Origin of the sequence: Stenotrophomonas oahuensis, assembly GCF_031834595.1 — a bacterium.
Taxonomy (GTDB): Bacteria; Pseudomonadota; Gammaproteobacteria; order Xanthomonadales; family Xanthomonadaceae; genus Stenotrophomonas; species Stenotrophomonas oahuensis.
On record NZ_CP115541.1, the window covers coordinates 1141630 to 1157365 of the forward strand.

Consider the following 15736-nt stretch of genomic DNA (forward strand, 5'->3'; position numbering starts at 1 on the left):
TGAATTGATTCCGAGATTGAGAATCCCCGGAACCGCTCCTGTCCAATCGATGGTCGTTTCCAGCCTCAGCGGGACGCGTCGGCCGAGGTCACCGGAGCCTGCACCTGCGCCGCGCTCACCTGGGTGTCCTTCACCGGAGCCACGCCCAGCGTGGAGGTCGGATCGACGATCACCATGGTTTCGGTGGAACCATCCGGCCACACCACCTGGAAGGTGCTTCCGGCTGGTAACGACGCGAACGGCATGCCGCTCTGCGCGCGGTACACCGCGGCCACCTGGCTGGCACCGGCGCGACGCACATCTTCCTGCGCCTTCACCGTGGTCAGTTTCACCTTGGACAGATGCCGGTAGCGGTCATCGTAGGTGTCGATCAGCACCAGGCCCACCGCACCCGCCGAGTAGGCCACGAACAGCGCCACCCAGAACCAGAATTTCGCACCATGCAGGAATCGACGGTAATTCATCGCCCGTTTCTCCGCTTGATCAGCTGTTCGACCAACGTTTTCATCTTCCCCGCACCTTGCCGCGATACCGCAGCGTCATACACGAAACTGGAAAAATCCTGTCCACCGTCCTGCGAGCAGATCCCTCCGTTCGCACAGAAATTGTTCATCAGCACACTGTCCGGCCCGCAGGCCATGCCCAGTTCGCAGGCCGCCAGCCGCCACGCCAGTTCGCTGAACTGATCGCCGGCCACCAGCCCCTGCAGCGCGGTATCACCGGCCGCACGCTGGCCCATCGCCGGCGACAGCGCCATGTAGGCTTCCGGATCGCGCGAATCGAGCACGCGCTCGACCAGGTCGCGTCGATACTCAGACGTCTGCTGCAGCGGCTGGCCGTCAGCCATCAGCGCTGCTTCGGCGGCGATGTTGCCTGCGTGCGCTGCCTGCAGGCGCTGGGTCAGGATCAGCTTGCGACCCAGCCCGTCGCTGGCCACGAACCCGCCGCAGCGACGCGCGACGCGCTCACGCGCCTGGACGATCGGCGCAGAGCCACTCATGCCCATGCTGGTCAGCAGGGTGTTGTCGAGCTGGTAGCCGCCCGGATCCATCGCATACAGCGCGCAGTAGTCGTAGACGCGGCTGACCATCCAGCGCGCCTCGGTGTTGCCGGCGGCGGCCTGTTGCTGCAGACGCTGGGCGTAGGCGAACAGGTCGGTCTCGCCTTCCATGTCGGCACGGATATCCAGCGGCAGGCCCGACGGCACGCTGCCGGTCCGCTCGGTGGCAAGCAGCTGACGCGCCAGTTGTTGCGCCCGTAACGGCGTCTCCAGCGTCACCTCGGCCGGTGCCTCGCTGACCATGCCGGTCGCATGATCGGTCGCCGGCAGCGCGCGGCCGCCTGCGCGGTAACCCACCACCCCCAGCAAGGCCAGGGCCGGAACCACCAGCAGCCAGGTTTTGAGGGTGGGCACAAACGTCATGTTCGAGGGGCGAGAACAGCGCACAGACAGCAGAACCGCCAGTTTATCAAGCTGTCGCCGCCCTGCCTGAACATGACGACGGCTGAATTCTCACCAAATACTGAGATCGTCCGGGCAAGGCCGGGCGCAATCGTCTAGCATGCTCGCTTTCCTGCTGACTGCCGTCTTTAGCCCATGCCGTATCTGGAACTCACCCTGCACTGCACCGAAGCCACCCAGCCCCGCTATGAGAACGCGCTGGATGATGTGGGCGCGTTGGCGGTGACCCTGCTGGATGCGGACGCCGACACCAGCAACGAGCGCGCGATCCTCGAACCGGGCGTGGGCGAAACCCCGCTGTGGAACGACCTGGTGTTGACCGCGCTGTTCCCTGCCGACACCAATGCGCTGGCCCTGCTGGCCGCGCTGGAAGCGTTCGACCCGGGCCTGCAGTGGGAAAGCGCCAGTTTCCGCGGTGTGGAGGACGAAGACTGGGAACGCGCGTGGCTGGACCAGTTCCAGCCGATGGCATTCGGGTCGCGCACCTGGATCGTGCCGTGGAACCATGAACTGCCCGAGGCCGCGCAGCGCGATGACGCTGCGGTCGTACGGCTGGATCCGGGCCTGGCCTTCGGCTCGGGCACCCACCCGACCACCGCGCTGTGCCTGCGCTGGCTGGATGGCCTGGCCGCCGAAGGCCTACTGGACGGACGTACCGTGCTCGACTTCGGTTGCGGCTCGGGCATCCTGGCCCTGGCCGCATTGAAGCTGGGCGCGGCGCAGGCGGTGGGCGTGGACAACGACCCGCAGGCGGTGATCGCCACCGGCGACAACGCCGAGCGCAATGGCGAGCAGGACCGCCTGCAGGTGTACCTGCCCGCAGACGAACCGCAGGCCACCTATCCGGTGGTGGTGGCCAACATCCTGGCCTCGGCGCTGGATGCGCTGGCCGAGGTGCTCGCCGCACGCGTGGCACCGAACGGCCGCATCGCGTTGTCCGGCATCCTGCATGGCCAGGAAGACGAACTGCTGCAGCGCTACGCCGCGTGGTTCGACCAGCTGGAAGCCACCCGCGAGGACGACTGGATGCGCATCACCGGCGTCCGTCGTGCTTGAATAGCAGCACCTTCGCCCGGCCCTGACGCATGACCGAGCCTACGCCGCCGCCACGCCGCCCATTGGCCACGTTCCTGCGTGCCACGCCGGGTACTGCCACCGATCCCGATGTTCCGGCGGCAAGTGAGTCCGTTGACACCACGCCCGACGCGGACGCGCCGTGCATGGATGCGCAGACCCCAGCGGCCGAAAGCGCGGACATCCCCGCCGACGACACGCAGGCGTCCGCTGATGCCCCAGAGGTCGAGCCTGACCTGGCGGAGCCGGAGCCTGCAGCACCACCTGCGTCGGAACCACCGGTCGCCGCGGCCCCCAGCTTTACCCGCGCTCCGTTGCCTGCCCCGCGCACCCCGCGCTGGCAATGGGGTTTGGTCGGCGGGCTGGTCGTCCTGCTGGTGCTGCAGATCATGGTCGCCGACCGCGCGAATCTGGCTGCGGATGCGGGCAGCCGGCCGTGGGTGGCCGGGCTGTGCAGCGTGCTGCGTTGCAGCCTGCCGGCCTGGCATGAACCCAGCGCTTTCAGCATGATCAGCCGCGACGTGCGGCCGGTCCCGACCCAGCCCGGCGCACTGCAGGTGCAGGCCAGTTTCCGCAACGATGCGCGCTGGGCGCAGGCGTGGCCGCAGCTGCGGCTGTCGCTTTCTGACGCCGATGGCCGGGTGATCGGCACCGGCGTGTTCGCGCCGCAGGACTACCTCGGGCCCAACGGCGACGCGCATTCCGTACTTGAACCGGGGCAGAGCGCACAGATCGCGTTCCGGGTCCGCGAGCCTGCCGCCTCCACGGTCGCGTTCACCTTCGAGTTCCTGTAAGCGTTCACTGCAGCAATCCTTTATTGCACGTTCCGGCATGGCGGGGGGAGCCGGCACGCGCTAGACTGGTCGCCTTCGTCTTTCCGTCCGGGGCTGCGGTTCGCCCCGGCTTTCGCATCCGGGATTCTTCTTGAACGCAGTCTTTTCACGTCCTGACAGTAGTCGTGGCGCGGCCAAGCCACCGCTGCGCGAACACGTGGCCCAGTCGGTCCGGCGCTACCTGCGCGACCTGGATGGCTGCGATGCGGACGATGTGTACGAGATCGTGCTGCGCGAGATGGAAATTCCGCTTTTCGTGGAAGTGCTGAACCACTGCGAAGGCAACCAAAGCCGCGCCGCGGCCATGCTGGGCATCCACCGCGCCACGTTGCGCAAGAAGCTGAAGGAATACGGCATCGCCACTTGATGCCCGGGTACCGACCAACGGTCGGTACCTACCGGTTGGACCGGTCCACGTAGGTGCCGACCGTTTGGAGCGGTCAATGCGTGGCGGTAGGTGCCGACCGTTGGTCGGCACGCACTTCAACCCCAGAAATACCGCACCAGGTGGAAGAACACCGGTGCCGCGAAGCACACCGAATCCAACCGATCGAGCATGCCGCCATGGCCCTCGATCATGTGGCCCCAGTCCTTGATGCCGCGATCCCGCTTGATCGCCGACATCACCAGGCCACCCCAGAACCCCATCAGGTTGATCGCCAGAGACATGCCGAACGCCTGCCATGGCGTGAACGGCGTCAGCCACCACAGCGCCGCGCCGAGCGCGCTGGCCGACAGAACGCCGCCGATGAAACCCTCGACCGTTTTCGACGGTGACAGTTTCGGTGCGATCAGGTGCCGCCCCAGCAGCTTGCCCCAGATGTACTGCAGCACGTCCGAGGACTGCACCACGATCACCAGGAACGCGAACAGCAGCAGGTTGCGCGCCGGCTCCACCCCCTCCAGGCGCAGATTCAGCAGAGCCGGTACGTGCGAAATGCAGAACACGCAGATCATCAGGCCCCACTGCACCTTGGAGGTACGCTCCAGGTAGTTCGTGGTATCGCCCCCGATGGTGGCCAGGATCGGCAGGAACAGGAACGCATAGACCGGAATGAGCAGCGTGTACATGCCATACCAGTCGGTCCACACCAGCCAGTACTGCCAAGGCAGCACCACATAGAACGCAGCCAGCAATGCGTAGTAATCGCCTGCGCGGGTCGGGGTGAGCGTGATGAACTCGCGCAGCGCGAACAGCGACACGATGGCGAACAGCACGATCACGCCGGTGCGCCCGAAGAAGAACGCCAGCGCCACCACCGCCGCCATCACCCACCACGCGCGGATGCGTGAGACCAGGTTGGCAACCACACTGCTAGGCGCGTGACGGGTGCGCCAGCGCAGGGTCTCGGCGATCACCGTGGCCACCACCAGCACGGCCGCGATGCCGGCGAACAGCAGACGCGTCTGCGCGTGGGTGGAAAGCTGGGCGACCTGCGTGGCGATATCCTGCGGAGCCATCATGCGCTACTCCGTGCCAGCTGTGGATCCAGTGACATCAGGGCATCGCGTGCCCGGTCAAGGAACTGCTGCTTGTCCTCGCCGGCATTCAGCCGCAATGGCTCGCCGAACGTGGTGGTGCACAGCAGCGGCAACGGCAGCCAGCGCCCCTTCGGCATCACCCGCTTGAGGTTGTCGATCCACACCGGCACGAACTCCAGTTCGGGCCGTTGCCGGGCCAGATGGTAGATACCACTCTTGAACGGCAGCACGCCTTCCTCCGGGTTGCGCGTGCCCTCCGGGAACAGAATCAGCGAATTGCCCTCATCCACCGCCTGGCAGAGGCATGCAATGGGATCCTGCTGCCTCGCCGTGCGTTCGCGCTCGATCAATACGCCGTTGAACACCGCGTGGATCAGATAGCGGCGCAGACCATCGCGCTGCCAGTACTCCGCCGCGGCAACCGGACGCACCTGTCGGCGCAGCTGCACCGGCAGCGACGACCAGATCAGCACGAAGTCGCCATGGCTGGCATGGTTGCCGTAGTAAACGCGATGGTCGCTGGAGGGCGCGCAGCCCTGCCACAGCGCGCGTGCCCCGGTCAGGGTGCGGATCGCACCACTGCAGCCACGTGCCACCAGATCAGCCAGCATCCGTGATCTCCCGCATATCTTGCTTCTCCATGCGCCGGTTCATCCGCGCAGCCAGATCGCGCAGAGCAGCAGCAGCACCTGCACCATCAGCGCGATGCATTGACCTCGCAGCAGGGCGCGCATGCCCTGCCAGCGGTCCGCCCAGACGCGTGGCGTCTGCGGCGTGGCGCGCAGCCCCAGCGCGGCCAGCGCCGCATCCAGGCGCGCCGGGTCGTCATCGCTTCCGCTGGCCGCAAAACCTTCGAGCAGCGCGTGATCAAAGTTCACCCGTACGGCGTAAGCCGCCTGCACCGCCCCCGCCATCAACGAGCACAGTGCCGCCGCGCTGGACAGCGTGGTCAACGGGCCCAGGCACAACACGGCCAACCCCGCCGCTGCGCACAACCAGGCGACCGAGGCCAGCCCACGTCCCTGCCGAAGCACCGCCGCCATGGTGTGGATCTGCATCATGTCGCTCATGCATTCACCTGCAACGGGCCGGGGGTTTCCGGCAGCCGGACCGCCTGATCGATGGCGCGCCGGTGACGCGGGGCCAGAACGATCCAGGGGCAATCCTGGGCCAGCAGCGCCACTGCCTTGTCGGCACTGTCGGCGCGCCCGCTCAGGCACAACCAGGTGGCCAGTGCGGCCGCGCTGCGCGAGTAGCCCAGTGCGCAGCACACCAGCACGCTGCCGCGTCGGTGGCCATGGCCAATGGCCTCGGCGGCCCGGCGCAGCGCTTCAGGTGTGGGCGTTGCCAGATCCAGCATCGGCACATGACGGTAATGGCGAACCCGACCGCGGAACGGCAGTTCGGCGCAGACGTCGACCACGGTCACCGGCTGCAACGTGGAAGCCGCTTCCGGCAGGCGGCCGAGCCACACTCCGTCCACTACCTGCTGCGGCTGCGGCCTGCGCCGCGTCCACCAGCGCGAATTGCACCACGCCGCGAGCAGATACGGGGCCAGCAGCCAGCTGGCCGCCATGCTTAGACGGCCATCTTCCTGCTTCTGGAACACGGCAGTGCCCAAGCCCGCATAGGCCAGCGCCACCAGCGCCAGCGACAGCGCCGGCCAGCCCAGCCACAGCGCCCAACCGCCCAACTGCAGCGCCAACGCTGCGCATCCTGCACTGCCAAGCGCGTACAGCAGCGTCAGCTTCCAGCGCACCGGATCCCGCGCTGTCTGCCATGCGGCCAGCGGCGAGCGCGCTTCAATTGGCCACATCCACACGCACAGCCACCCCACCGCCACGCCGGTGGGCACGTCGATGAAATGGTGCTGCCAGGTGGTCAGCACCGACAGACCGATCAGCCCGAACCACACATGCAGCGCCACCCGCCACCAGCCCTGCAGATGCTGCTGGTAGCGCACCCACAGCACCACCAGCAGCACGATGTGCAGCGAAGGTGCCTGATTGAACGGTTTGTCGAAGCCCAGCAGCACGTCGAACAGCCAGCCGAACACGCCGCCGGTTTCCGGCCGTTCCAAGCTGAAGCGCAGCGGCCACAGCAGGAAACACGTCACCGACAGCAGCTGCGCCGTCAGCAGCCGCCGCGCGTGCGCATCCAGCTCGGCGCGGTAGGTGCAGATGAAGAACGAGGCTACGTAGAACAGGTCGATGGACCAGTACGGCACGATGGTCCAGGCCTGGAACGGGATGCGCGCTTCCCAATCGAATACGATCGATGGCACGAACGCCTGCAGCGAGGCCATGTGATTGGCGAAGCCGTAGCTGAGGAAGAAGAACGGCCCCAGCACGGCCAGCCACAGCAGCGCGCGTCGCCACGGGCGCGCGCCCTCAGCCATGGGTCACCCGGCGTGCCAGTGAGACGGTGAAGATGCCGAACGCATCGATGCGCTGTTCGACCTTTTCAAAGCCGGCCAGCCGCACCAGCTCGTCCATTTCCTGCTGGGTCCGCCGGCGCATCACCCATGCCGCACCTTCGCGGTGGCTGGTGAGTGCGCGCGCGATGAACTCCAGCTGCGGGTGCCACGGTTGGCCGGTGTAGACCAGGTAGCCGCCGTCGCGCATCGCGGCGGCAATGCCCTGCAGCGAACGGGACACCGCATCGTTGTCGGCGAACAGTTCATACAGGCCCGACACAATCGACAACGTCGGTGCTACCGGCAACGCGGCGAGCGATGGCGCATCGAAGGCGTCGCCCTGTTCGAAGGTGGCGATGTCGTCCGCCTTGAACTGGCGGATCAGCGCCCTGCCCTGCTCCACGTTGAGTGGACTGAAGTCGCGTAGCTGGATGGCGTCCGCGCGTTGCTCGCCCTGGGCCAGGTCATCGAGCGCGTAGCGGCCATGACCGGCGGCCACGTCCAGCACCCGCACCGGCAGACCCTCGGCGCGCAGACGCTGTGCCCCCGACTGCAGCAGTTCGCGCACATGGCTGCGACGGATGCGGATACCGCGCCAGCCGATGGCGTCCAGATAGTTGCGGTCAACCAACCGACCCAGCGGACCGCCGCCGCGCGCCTCATTGCGGTAAATGTAATCCAGCGTGCTGCCCGAATCGAAACCGGTCTGCAGCCCCAGCGCGATGCCTTCGGAGAGATTGCCGCCGAAGCGCAGCCCCGCGCGGGTGAAGCGCCAGTACAGGTCGTGCAGGCTGTTGCGCTGTGGCGGCCAGGCCAGCACCTCGGCCTCGTTGAAGGTCGGGCCCTGCCGATGCGCATCGCGCAGGCTCGGGCGTACCAGCGGTGCGGCGAAGCGTTCGCCGAGGAAGCGGCGGATGGCGGCGATGGCGGGTGCGCGATCGCGCTCTCCCAGCGTATCGTGGAAGAAGCCGGGCAGCAGGTGACGTTCCTTCACCGGGCTGGACAGGCGCTCGTAAAAGCGGTCCTGGGGTGCGCGATGCACCACGAAGTCCGAGCCCGACACCAGCAGCTGGGTCGGCACGGTGATCGCCTGCGCATCGCCGACCACGCGCTCGGCGGCCTCGTACAGGCCCAGCAGCACGCGCACCGAGATCGGCCGGGTGATCAGCGGATCAATGCGGTAGCTCTCCACGCGGGCCGGGTCATGGGTCAGCCACTGCGGCTTGACGTAGCTGTTGACGAAGAAGTTGCCGCGCAGCTTCTGCATCAACTTCAGCCCCGGCACCGCCAGCGGCACGTACAGCTTCACCTTGAATGCCGGCGACGCCAGCACCAGCGCCCGCAATGGCGGCGCGTAATCGTGCACCCAGGTGGCCGCCACCACGGCACCGACGCTCTGCGCGACGATGGCGATGTCTTCCACCGCGATGCCATGCTGCTCGCCGATCAGTGCGATGAAACGGTCCAAGTCGCGCACCAGGGCGTCAAAGCCCGGCGCATCGCCGCGGACCCCGGGCGAACGGCCATTGCCGCGCGCATCCCAGGCGAACACCGCCGCATCCGGCATGTCGAGTTCATCCACGAGGTGGACCACCCGGCCCGAGTGCTCATGGCCCCGGTGCAGCAGGACCACGGCCTTGGCGGGGGTGCTTCCGGTGGTGGCCGGCCAATACCGGTAAAACAGTTCCTGGCCATCAAAACTGTGAAACGTCAGCTGTTGCTCTACGCGCATGCATCACTCCGTTGTGCAGCCAGCGGTATGGGGCCGGTCAGCCCGCTTCCGCCAATCCATTGCGTACCCGTCGCCAGGTGGTCAGCGCACACAGTGCGGCTGCCGCCCAGGCCACGTAGCTCACCCAGGCCCCGTCCAGCCAGCCCAGGGCCAGGCCACATCCTGTCACGCCGATCACAAAAGCACGATCACTTTTGCCCATCGGGCCGTCGTATCGCCGGCTGGCCCCGACCATCAGGCCCAGCACCCCAGCGTACTCGCACAGCGCGGCCGCCCATGTCAGGGCCCACAGGGCGGTGACCGACACGCCGGGCACGCTGAGCGGACTGAGGTAGAGGGCCGCGTCGGCGATGACGTCGCACAGCTCGTTGAGATAGGCCCCGAGCCGGGATTGCTGGCCGAACTCCCGCGCCAGCATGCCGTCCACGGCGTTCAGGGCCATGCGCAGCAGCATCCAGCCGGGCAGCAGCAGATACAGCAGCGGATGCGCCGGAGCCATGACGTAAACGGCCCAAGCCACCCCCAGCGAGACCAACGCGGCGGCCACGGTGACGGCATTGGCGGTCACCCCGGCTTTGTACAAGGCCCCCACGGCCGGCCGCAGCAGGTCCTGAAAACGTCCTTTCAATGCATAGATCGACACGAATCCTTTCCCGCGGTCGAAGGCAGATGCCGCACAGCCTACAATATGGGCCCGCTCCGCTTCGAACTGCCGCCCCCATGAGTTCCGATCTGCTGCCCGTGCGCCGGGCCCTGCTGTCTGTTTCCGACAAAACCGGTCTGATCGACCTGGCCCGTGCCCTGGCCGCCCGCAACGTGGAGCTGTTGTCCACCGGCGGCACCGCCAAGGCGATCCGCGATGCCGGCCTGCCGGTCAAGGACGTGGCCGATGTCACCGGCTTCCCGGAAATGATGGACGGTCGGGTCAAGACCCTGCACCCGGTGGTGCACGGCGGCCTGCTGGGTCGCGCCGGCCAGGATGAAGCGGTGATGGCCGAGCATGGCATCGCCCCGATCGACCTGCTGGTGCTGAACCTGTACCCGTTCGAATCGGTCACCGCCAAGGCCGACTGCACCCTCGCCGACGCCGTTGAGAACATCGACATCGGCGGCCCGGCCATGCTGCGCTCGGCGGCCAAGAACTTTGCCCGCGTCGCCGTGGCCACCGACCCGGCGCAGTACGCCGAGCTGCTGGCCGAGCTGGACGCCAACGACGGTCAGCTGTCTGCCGCCAAGCGCTTTGCGTTCTCGGTCGCCGCGTTCAACCGCGTCGCCCAATACGACGCCGCGATCAGCAACTACCTGTCCTCGGTCACCGCCACCGACGCCGCCGTGCCGGTGCGCACCGAGTTCCCGGCGCAGATGAACTCCAACTTCCTCAAGGTGATGGACCTGCGTTACGGCGAGAATCCGCACCAGGCCGGCGCGTTCTATCGCGACCTGTACCCGGTGCCGGGCACGCTGGCCACGTTCCAGCAGCTGCAGGGCAAGGAACTGAGCTACAACAACCTGGCCGACGCCGATGCGGCGTGGGAATGCGTGCGTCAGTTCGACGCCCCGGCCTGCGTCATCGTCAAACACGCCAACCCGTGCGGCGTGGCGGTGGGCGTGGCCAATGGCGATGCCTATGAGCTGGCCTACGCCACCGACCCGACCAGCGCCTTCGGCGGCATCATCGCCTTCAACAAGCCGCTCGACGCCGCGACCGCGCAGGCCATCCTCGACCGCCAGTTCGTTGAAGTGCTGATCGCCCCCGACTACGAGCCGGCCGCGCTGGAATACGCACAGAAGAAGGCCAACGTGCGCGTGCTGCGCATTCCGCACGGCGACGGCCGCAACAACTACGACACCAAGCGCATCGGTTCGGGCCTGCTGGTGCAGAGCGCCGACAACCGCGGCATGAGCCGTGACGAGCTGAAGGTGGTGAGCAAGCTCGCTCCGACTGAGAAGCAGTTCGCCGACCTGCTGTTTGCCTGGAACGTGGCCAAGTTCGTGAAGTCCAATGCCATCGTGTATGCCAAGGACAACCGCACCATCGGTGTCGGTGCCGGCCAGATGAGCCGCGTGTATTCCGCGCGCATTGCCGGCATCAAGGCCGGTGATGCAAATCTGGTGGTGGAAGGTTCGGTGATGGCGTCTGATGCCTTCTTCCCGTTCCGCGACGGTATCGATGCGGCGGCTGCGGCCGGCATCAAGGCGGTGATCCAGCCGGGTGGCTCGATGCGCGACGCTGAGGTGATTGCGGCGGCCGATGAGCATGGGATCGCGATGGTATTTACCGGCGTGCGTCATTTCCGGCATTGATTGACCGGAGCAAGGGTTGGTGCCGACAGCATGTCGGCACCGGCTGACGGGGCCTGATCAATTCGAGGGGTAACCGCATGACCGACAACCATGGCGAGCTGATTCTGTACCGCACCGAGGACGGTCGGACGGAGGTTCATCTGCGCGCCGAGGGCGGGACGGTCTGGCTGACCCAGAACGAGCTGGCCGAGCTGTTCGACACCACCAAACAGAACATCAGCCTTCACATCCGGAACATACTGGAAGACGGCGAGTTGGCAGCCGAGGGAACTGTCAAGGATTACTTGACAGTTCAAACTGAGGGAACCCGCAAGGTCAGCCGCTCCATTCAGCTTTATCGGCTGGAAATGATTCTCGCGGTCGGTTTCCGGGTCCGCTCACCAAGGGGCAGCCAGTTCCGCCGCTGGGCCGGCCACGCCTTGTCCGAGTATCTGGTCAAAGGCTTCCTGCTCAACGACGAGCGGCTCAAGGACGCCGAGCGCACGGACTATTTCAAGGACCTGCTGAACCGCATCCGCGATATCCGCAGTTCCGAGAAGCGCTTCTACCAAACCCTGAGAGACCTGTTCAAAGTCAGCAGCACCGATTACGACGGTAGCGCGTCCACGGCCAAGACGTTCTTCGCAACCATCCAGAATAAGCTCGTCTACGCCATCACTGGATGCACGGCAGCTCAGCTGATCGTGGAGCGCGCCGATCCAGAGGCCCCCTTCATGGGCCTTACCAACTGGACGGGCGACAAACCTCGCAAATCTGACACTGTCGTCTCAAAGAACTACCTTGACCAACAGGAACTCGAGCAGCTCAATCGGCTGGTCACGATGTTCCTGGACTTTGCTGAAGACCGCGCCGAGCGGCGGATCGAAACCCGCATGGCCGACTGGATCAAGCAGACAGACCGTTTCCTGGACTTCAACGAACGCGCCATTCTGGCTGATGCCGGACGCGTGTCGAATCATCAGATGGAAGCCATCATCACCGAGCGCTACGCCGCGTTCGACGCGACACGACGTGCGGCTGCAGCGCTAGCTGCGGAGCAGGAAGCCGACCTAGAGCTTGAGCAACTCAAAGCAGAAGCAAAGCGCTTGGTCGCAAGCAAAAAGAAACCCAACTGACCTCCTTACCCCTTTCACCATGTTTTGCAGGACTCCCTTCCAATGAAAATCCTCGTCATCGGCTCTGGCGGCCGTGAACATGCCCTGGCCTGGAAGCTGGCCCAGTCCGCCCGCGTCAGCGAAGTGCTGGTGGCCCCCGGCAACGCCGGCACCGCGACTGAAGCCAGGTGCCGCAACGTGGCCGTCAAGGTCACCGATCTGGACGGGCTGCTGGCGCTGGTGCAGGCCGAAGGTGTTGAGCTGACCGTGGTTGGTCCGGAGGTTCCGCTGGTCGCTGGCGTGGTGGATCGCTTCCGCGCGGCCGGCCACCGCATTTTCGGGCCGACCGCCAAGGCGGCGCAGCTGGAAGGCAGCAAGGCCTACGCCAAGGACTTCCTGGCCCGCCACAACATCCCGACTGCGTTCTATGCGGTGCACACCGACGTGGACGCCGCGCTGCAGTACGTGCGCGAGAAGGGCGCGCCGATCGTGATCAAGGCCGACGGTCTGGCCGCCGGCAAGGGCGTGATCGTGGCGATGACGCTCGAGGAAGCTGAAGCCGCCGTGCGCGACATGCTGTCAGGCAACGCCTTTGGTGATGCCGGCGCGCGCGTGGTGATCGAGGAGTTTCTGGACGGCGAAGAAGCCAGCTTCATCTCGATGGTGGACGGTAAGACCGCGCTGCCGATGGCGACCTCGCAGGACCACAAGCGCGTGGGCGACGGCGACACCGGCCCGAACACCGGCGGCATGGGCGCGTACTCGCCTGCACCGGTGGTCACCGATGACGTGCATGCCCGCGTGATGCGCGAAGTGGTGAACCCCACCGTGCAGGGCATGATTGCCGACGGTATTCCGTTCACCGGCTTCCTGTACGCCGGGCTGATGATCGACGCCAGCGGCGCACCGAAGGTGATCGAGTTCAACGTGCGCTTCGGCGACCCGGAAACCCAGCCGGTGATGCTGCGCCTGCAGTCGGACCTGGTGGAACTGGTGGAAGCCGCGATTGATGAGCGCCTGCATGAGACGACCGCCCAGTGGGACCCGCGTCCGTCGCTGGGCGTGGTGATGGCGGCTTCGCCGTATCCAGAAACGCCGATCACCGGTGATGTGATCACTGGCTTGGACCAGGTGCCGGTCAGTGCCAAGGTGTTCCATGCCGGCACCACGCTGGACGGGCAGGGCCAGGTGCTCAGCGCCGGTGGCCGCGTGCTGTGTGTCGCCGCGCTGGGTAGCAGCGTCGGTGAGGCGCAGGCCAATGCGTATGCCGGCGTGGCCAAGGTCACGTGGGAACATGAGTTCCATCGTGGTGATATTGGTTGGCGTGCGATTGCGCGCGAGCAGGCGTAACGTACGACGACGCCCGACCAACGGTCGGGCGCTACCGTGGCCGGTAGGTGCCGACCGTTGGTCGGCACACGCACGCAGACAACAAAAAACCCGGCAAGGCCGGGCTTTTTGTTTGATGCTTTTGCCGCAGGATCAGGCCGCGAACAACGCCTTCATCTTCTTCAGGGCGTTGGCTTCGACCTGACGGATGCGCTCGGCGGAGACGCCGTACTCATCGGCCAGTTCCTGCAGGGTGACCTTGCTGTCGGCGTCCAGCCAGCGGCGACGGATGATGTCGCGCGAGCGGGCGTCGAGCTCGGCCAGGCCTTCGCGCAGCAGCTGCAGCTGGTTGTCTTCGCTGTCGGCGCGCTCGTAGGCCATCGACGGGTCTTCGTCGTTGGCAACCAGGAACGCGGCCGGCGACGGCGGGGCGTTGTCGTTGTCTTCGTCGGTCGGTGCGTCGAAACCGATATCGCGACCGGACAGGCGCGATTCCATTTCCAGCACTTCACGCTCGGAGACGTTGAGGTCCTTGGCCACGGCGCTGACTTCGGCCGCGTTCATCCAGCCCAGGCGGGTCTTGGACTTGCGCAGGTTGAAGAACAGCTTGCGCTGCGCCTTGGTGGTGGCGACCTTCACGATGCGCCAGTTCTTCAGAATGAACTCGTGCATTTCGGCACGGATCCAGTGCACCGCGAAGGAGACCAGGCGAACGCCCATGTCCGGGTCGAAGCGCTTCACCGCCTTCATCAGGCCGATGTTGCCTTCCTGGATGAGGTCGCCCAGGGCGAGGCCGTAGCCGTTATAGCCACGGGCCACGTGCACCACGAAGCGCAGGTGGGAATGGACCAGCTCGCGCGCGGCGTCCAGGTCCTGCTCGTCGCGGAAGCGGCGGGCCAGGTCCTGCTCGTCATCGACCGACAGCACCGGGATCTGGTGCACGGCACCGATGTAGGCGTCCAGCGAACCGAGCGCACTGGGAATCGGGAGATTGTTTGCCACAAGGGCAGTAGAGGTGTTCTGGCTCATGGTCGTCATTTTAGCAGTCCGGTATTTGGACTGCTGGGGGGTTAAAAAGTTCCAGTGTTCCGCAGGCGAAACGCTGGCTCAGATCACCCGTCTAACGTACAGGGAAATGGTGACAGTGGCGAGTGGTCCCCACTCTACCTGAAACGTATATTTTTCAACGACATAGAGCCAAAAGCGTCATGGATGCGTCGTTTTGGGCCGGATAATCCCAACCCGTTCAGCCTATTCAGGATGAAAACGTTGCCATGGATTCAGGCCAGGGCGGTGGATGGGAAGGGTTTCAGGGGGACGGGCATGGCCCGTCCCTACCCTTGCTTACCGGCGGCCGAACTTCGGGCTCGCCCAGCCTTCCCGCCGCGCCCGGTCCACTTCGTCCTCTTCGCCGTGTGCCGGCTCGGTCAACGGCTTGGTCGCCTTGCTGGTCGCCATGGCGGCCTTGTTGACCGTGTTGCTCCACACGGTGAGGTCGACGACGTGCGGGTCGTTCTCGTGGGCGATCAGGCGATCTACCAGCAGCCGCACCAGATCGGGGGCGTGGTACTTGCGACGCTTGGCGATGCCTTTGAGGCGGCAGCGCATTTCGTCTTCCATCTTGAACTTGAACCACTTCGGATTCTTCATCGACGGTTCCTCAGATGGGGCGGGATGTGGCTGTAGGGCAGCACTTCGGTGTAGCGCACGGTGCGGTCCAGAATTTTGGGAACGTGCAAGGCTACCGGGCCATGCGGGCCGATCACGCGGTAGAGCAGGAAGCCTTCGCCGTACTCAGTGCGGATGCGGGTGCCGGAGCCCATGCCGACTTCGCTGAGCCAATGGCCGCGTGACATGAGGAACGGGGTGGTGGGATCGTCGTAGATGTCCCAGGGGATGCCGTGTCCGGCGGTGGGGGCGACGTTGTCGTGTTGGGGATCGGGTTGCGCGGATGATTCAACTGCTGGGGTTTTGGCCCTTCGCGTCTGCATCGTATGTCCTCGACAGCTG

The 15736-nt window shown here is 65.8% G+C and carries 17 protein-coding genes; 6 read left to right on the plus strand and 11 right to left on the minus strand.

Annotated features, from left to right (window positions below; genetic code table 11):
- Positions 1–65: 65 nt before the first annotated feature.
- Both PDM29_RS05025 and PDM29_RS05030 read right to left on the minus strand, forming a co-directional pair.
- A complete protein-coding gene (locus PDM29_RS05025; RefSeq protein ID WP_311192789.1) occupies positions 66–464 on the minus strand; it encodes a hypothetical protein in 399 nt (132 codons plus the stop codon).
- Entirely contained in the window at positions 461–1423 is a 963-nt protein-coding gene (locus PDM29_RS05030; RefSeq protein WP_311192790.1) for a hypothetical protein, read from the minus strand. The genes PDM29_RS05025 and PDM29_RS05030 overlap by 4 nt, the downstream gene beginning before the upstream one ends.
- Before the next feature lie 174 nt (positions 1424–1597).
- Between PDM29_RS05030 and prmA the strand changes: the two genes are divergently transcribed.
- From prmA to fis, 3 genes are all read left to right on the plus strand, one after another.
- Positions 1598–2518, plus strand: a complete 921-nt coding sequence (gene prmA, locus PDM29_RS05035; RefSeq protein ID WP_311192791.1) for a 50S ribosomal protein L11 methyltransferase — start codon at positions 1598–1600, stop codon at positions 2516–2518.
- 29 nt (positions 2519–2547) lie between these two features.
- Positions 2548–3330 carry a DUF3426 domain-containing protein gene (locus PDM29_RS05040; RefSeq protein WP_311192792.1) on the plus strand — a complete coding sequence of 261 codons (783 nt, stop codon included), beginning with the start codon at positions 2548–2550 and terminating at the stop codon, positions 3328–3330.
- A gap of 130 nt (positions 3331–3460) precedes the next feature.
- Positions 3461–3736, plus strand: coding sequence for a DNA-binding transcriptional regulator Fis (gene fis, locus PDM29_RS05045; RefSeq protein WP_311192793.1), 276 nt, complete (start codon positions 3461–3463; stop codon positions 3734–3736).
- A 116-nt stretch (positions 3737–3852) separates the two neighbouring features.
- On the opposite strand, the gene PDM29_RS05050 is transcribed toward fis, so the two are convergent.
- Genes PDM29_RS05050 through PDM29_RS05075 form a run of 6 tightly spaced genes read right to left on the minus strand, consistent with a single transcriptional unit; the run spans position 3853 to position 9642 of the window.
- Entirely contained in the window at positions 3853–4830 is a 978-nt protein-coding gene (locus tag PDM29_RS05050; protein ID WP_311193723.1) for a phosphatidate cytidylyltransferase, read from the minus strand.
- A complete protein-coding gene (locus PDM29_RS05055) occupies positions 4830–5462 on the minus strand; it encodes a lysophospholipid acyltransferase family protein (protein WP_311192794.1) in 633 nt (210 codons plus the stop codon). Before PDM29_RS05055 ends, PDM29_RS05050 begins: the two co-directional genes overlap by 1 nt.
- Before the next feature lie 39 nt (positions 5463–5501).
- Positions 5502–5921, minus strand: a complete 420-nt coding sequence (locus PDM29_RS05060; protein ID WP_311192795.1) for a hypothetical protein — start codon at positions 5919–5921, stop codon at positions 5502–5504.
- Entirely contained in the window at positions 5918–7249 is a 1332-nt protein-coding gene (locus tag PDM29_RS05065) for a phosphatase PAP2/dual specificity phosphatase family protein (RefSeq protein ID WP_311192796.1), read from the minus strand. The genes PDM29_RS05060 and PDM29_RS05065 overlap by 4 nt, the downstream gene beginning before the upstream one ends.
- Positions 7242–8999, minus strand: a complete 1758-nt coding sequence (locus PDM29_RS05070; RefSeq protein ID WP_311192797.1) for a bifunctional alpha/beta hydrolase/class I SAM-dependent methyltransferase — start codon at positions 8997–8999, stop codon at positions 7242–7244. The genes PDM29_RS05065 and PDM29_RS05070 overlap by 8 nt, the downstream gene beginning before the upstream one ends.
- A 37-nt stretch (positions 9000–9036) precedes the next feature.
- Positions 9037–9642, minus strand: coding sequence for a CDP-alcohol phosphatidyltransferase family protein (locus PDM29_RS05075; protein ID WP_311192798.1), 606 nt, complete (start codon positions 9640–9642; stop codon positions 9037–9039).
- A gap of 77 nt (positions 9643–9719) precedes the next feature.
- Between PDM29_RS05075 and purH the strand changes: the two genes are divergently transcribed.
- The 3 genes from purH (at position 9720) to purD (ending at position 13747) form a co-directional block, all read left to right on the plus strand.
- Positions 9720–11303, plus strand: a complete 1584-nt coding sequence (gene purH, locus PDM29_RS05080; protein WP_311192799.1) for a bifunctional phosphoribosylaminoimidazolecarboxamide formyltransferase/IMP cyclohydrolase — start codon at positions 9720–9722, stop codon at positions 11301–11303.
- A gap of 77 nt (positions 11304–11380) precedes the next feature.
- Positions 11381–12418, plus strand: a complete 1038-nt coding sequence (gene rhuM, locus PDM29_RS05085) for a RhuM family protein (RefSeq protein WP_311192800.1) — start codon at positions 11381–11383, stop codon at positions 12416–12418.
- Between the two features lie 42 nt (positions 12419–12460).
- A complete protein-coding gene (gene purD, locus PDM29_RS05090) occupies positions 12461–13747 on the plus strand; it encodes a phosphoribosylamine--glycine ligase (RefSeq protein WP_311192801.1) in 1287 nt (428 codons plus the stop codon).
- A gap of 132 nt (positions 13748–13879) precedes the next feature.
- On the opposite strand, the gene rpoH is transcribed toward purD, so the two are convergent.
- From rpoH to PDM29_RS05105, 3 genes are all read right to left on the minus strand, one after another.
- On the minus strand, positions 13880–14755 hold the full coding sequence (rpoH, locus tag PDM29_RS05095) for an RNA polymerase sigma factor RpoH (protein WP_125360172.1): 876 nt from the start codon (positions 14753–14755) through the stop codon (positions 13880–13882).
- 315 nt (positions 14756–15070) lie between these two features.
- Entirely contained in the window at positions 15071–15376 is a 306-nt protein-coding gene (locus PDM29_RS05100) for a hypothetical protein (protein WP_311192802.1), read from the minus strand.
- Entirely contained in the window at positions 15373–15717 is a 345-nt protein-coding gene (locus tag PDM29_RS05105) for a hypothetical protein (protein WP_311192803.1), read from the minus strand. The genes PDM29_RS05100 and PDM29_RS05105 overlap by 4 nt, the downstream gene beginning before the upstream one ends.
- Between the last annotated feature and the right edge of the window lie 19 nt (positions 15718–15736).